3 protein-coding genes are annotated in these 3,251 nt (G+C 38.1%); all 3 read left to right on the top strand.

The features are described 5' to 3' along the window. Positions 1-248: 248 nt before the first annotated feature. The 3 genes from lgt to ACE1CC_RS07275 all read left to right on the top strand — a co-directional run bounded on the left by lgt (position 249) and on the right by ACE1CC_RS07275 (position 3,115). Entirely contained in the window at positions 249-1,148 is a 900-nt protein-coding gene (gene lgt, locus ACE1CC_RS07285; protein ID WP_413269805.1) for a prolipoprotein diacylglyceryl transferase, read from the top strand. 47 nt (positions 1,149-1,195) lie between these two features. After that, positions 1,196-1,963, top strand: a complete 768-nt coding sequence (locus tag ACE1CC_RS07280; protein WP_413269804.1) for a peptidase — start codon at positions 1,196-1,198, stop codon at positions 1,961-1,963. A gap of 75 nt (positions 1,964-2,038) precedes the next feature. Then, on the top strand, positions 2,039-3,115 hold the full coding sequence (locus tag ACE1CC_RS07275; protein WP_413269803.1) for a J domain-containing protein: 1,077 nt from the start codon (positions 2,039-2,041) through the stop codon (positions 3,113-3,115). Positions 3,116-3,251: the final 136 nt, after the last annotated feature.

The following is a 3,251-nucleotide window of genomic DNA, read 5'->3' as shown; positions in this document are numbered from 1 at the left end:
GGTTACGGTTCTCTTTGTTTGAGTCACACAGCGGCAAGGGGCGTTAAACAGCTTTTTCGTTTGTTAACTCGCTAGTTTTTAAAAACCGTACTTCTGTTTGGAGTGCGGTTTTTAAATTTGCAGATAAAGTTCTAAGATGAAACTGGGAATTAATTTCCATCTTTGCCAAAGCAAACTAAAATCAATCTCGGAGTTGAAGTCATACTGCTGATGTCAATTCTGAGTTTAATTGTTTCTTACGCCAACTTATGACCATAACTTCTTGGCTACTGAATCTTCCCATCTTGCCCAAAGCATTTGAATTTGCTTCTCCAGGGCCAATAATTGTTAAACTAGGGCCATTGACTTTGCGCTGGTACGGTGTATTAATTGCTTCAGCAGTTTTGCTCGGAGTTGCTCTTTCCGGTTACTTAGCCAAACGTCGTCACCTCAACCCAGAAATTGTCGGTGATTTAGCAATTTGGTTAGTGTTGGGGGCAATTCCTAGCGCTAGACTTTATTATGTTTTATTTGAGTGGCAACAATATGCTAACAATCCAGCAGATATCTTTGCTATTTGGAAAGGTGGAATTGCCATTCACGGTGCAATTTTAGGAGGACTTATCTCCGCTTTAATTTTTGCCAGAGTTCGTCAAGTTCCCTTCTGGCAATTAGCAGATATAGTCGCGCCTTCTTTAATTCTCGGTCAAGCCATTGGCAGATGGGGAAATTTCTTTAATTCTGAAGCTTTTGGTGCGCCAACAAATTTACCTTTAAAGTTATATATTCCCCCGGCACAACGTCCCATAGAATACGCCAATTTTGACTACTTTCATCCAACTTTTCTCTATGAATCTGTTTGGAATTTAATGGTTTTTGGCATTTTAATATTTTGGTTTTTTCGCGATCTTCAGGGAAAACCGCGTTTAAAATTGGGTACTCTATTTTTAACTTACCTGATCCTTTATAGTATCGGTCGGTTTTGGATTGAAGGGCTAAGAACTGATAGTCTAATGTTAGGGCCATTGCGAATAGCACAAGTAATTAGTTTAGTCGAAATTACTCTGGGTTTAGCTGGGTTGGCTTGGCTTTACTTGGTTAAACGTAATTTGCCTGATGTGGTTTCAGCTAACAGAAATAATTTAGAATCTGACTCAGAAAATTACTAAACTGAGTATCAATAGGTTTTCTCTCAATTAAGTTTACACGCACTCTCATGACTTATTGCCTTGGCATCATTACCAAATACGGGTTAGTTATGGCTGCTGACTCCCGGACTAATGCAGGAGTTGACTACATTTCCACTTACCAGAAAATTTTTGATTTTTCTCAACCTAGAGAAAGGACAATTTTACTATGCAATTCGGGGAATTTGTCATTTACTCAGGGTGTAATTACTTTGATTCGTAAAGATTTAAAAGCTCAGGAAGAATCAAATATTCACTCTTTGCCAAGTATGTATGAAGTTGCTCGTTATATTGGCAACAAAATTCGGGAAATTCAAGAAATAGACCGCAGTTGGTTACAAAAGGATAATATTGATTACAAATGTAGTTTTATTTTGGGTGGTCAAATTAAAGGCGAGGAAATGGAACTTTATCATATCTATAGCCAGGGTAACTTTATTCAAGCTACTCCCGAAACGCCTTTTTTACAAATAGGAGAAACTAAGTACGGTAAACCAATTTTAGACCGGACTCTGAATTTTGAAACTCCTTTGGAAGCTTGCGCGAAATGTGCGTTGCTTTCTATTGATTCCACGATGAAATCAAATATTTCTGTTGGCCCACCAATTAATATGATTATGTATGAAAAGGATAGTTTGGTGGTGGAGAAGAAATTACTCTTACGTTTAGGAGATCCTTATTTGGTGAAAATGCGGAAATGGTGGGAAGAGTCTTTGAGGAATGCTTTTGATAAAATGCCGAGTATTGAATGGGAACATTATTCGCCAGAATCTCCAGAAAATGTAGAAATGGATTAATTTGACGATCGCTCTTGAAAAATTAATCAAAAGAGTTAAAATCAACCTAGTAACTTTTGGGAGCATCGTTCCCTAATGCCACGCAAAAAATCACAACCCAAAAGCAAAACCCCTACCCCAACTTCCGCAGCATCAGCAACATTGGCGTTGTCGGAACTCCATTTTCAGGTTGATGCTTTAGAGCAAGAAAATCAGCGGTTGATGAAACAGATTAAGAAAAAGCGCACAGAGTTGAATAACTTTGTTGAACAAATGCGATCGGTAGCTACACAAATGTTTCATCGAACTATTCCAATTATGAAACAGCTAACGGAGATCGATCGGCAAATTCATAACCTATTCGATGAAATTTTTCAGCGGAAGTTGGGAAAACAAAGTAAGCGAGAAATTGAAGGGGTTTATCAAACACTTCAAATGCAGGGGTTTATCAGTCCCAAATCATCAGAATCTCAGGATATACCTGAATTAGATGAACTTTTTGGCGCTGCAGCAAGAAAAGGAAAAAGTGACCCTTCTGAGTTTTCTGATGATTTTGCAGGTGGCGAAAAGCAAGAAGAACAACCTCCCATTCCTCAAGCAACTGTCAAAACTGAAGATTCTAAAAAAATCAGACAAACCTTTTTGAGATTAGCAGAAATCTTTCATCCAGATAAAGTGACAGACAGCGAAACGCAAATGCGTCATACGGAAATTATGAAAGAACTAAATAAAGCTTATCAAGAGGGAGATTTAGCTAAACTGCTAGAGATTGAACAACAACATTTAGCTGGCGAAGATATCGCTAATTTCTCAGAAGATGATTTAACGCGAAAAATTCAAATTTTAATCCAGCAAAATTCCTTATTAAAAAAACAATATGAAAATTTAAAAAGGGAATTAAGATTAGCTAAAAATACGCCGGAAGGGTCTTTAATTTCGGAATATCGACAGGCAGTTAAAATGGGAATCGATCCGATCGAACTTCTCTTGAGAGAAATGAAAGAAAAAGTCGAAATTAGTGAAGAGATTAGGGATTTTGTCAGAGACTTTCGGGATAAGAAAATCACAATTAAAGACTTTCTGGAAGGGCCGAGTTGCTTAGAAACAATGGGTCAGTCTCTCCAAGATAAAATGATGGAAGAATTGTTTGAGATGGGAGTAATTAGGTTTTAACAAGAATGTCGGCAGAAGTCCCTTGCCTAAAATCTCTGATTTAGTTGGGGATGAATGACGACGTGCGACCTGAACTGGTCGTCTAGTACGAGGAACCCTGTCCTCTAGGAGATTCACACCTCCTACCCCCACGTAA

The organism is Floridaenema aerugineum BLCC-F46, from assembly GCF_041929345.1.
GTDB lineage: Bacteria > Cyanobacteriota > Cyanobacteriia > Cyanobacteriales > Aerosakkonemataceae > Floridanema > Floridanema aerugineum.
Note: the sequence above shows the minus strand (reverse complement) of the source record. Positions and strands in the feature narration are given on the sequence as shown.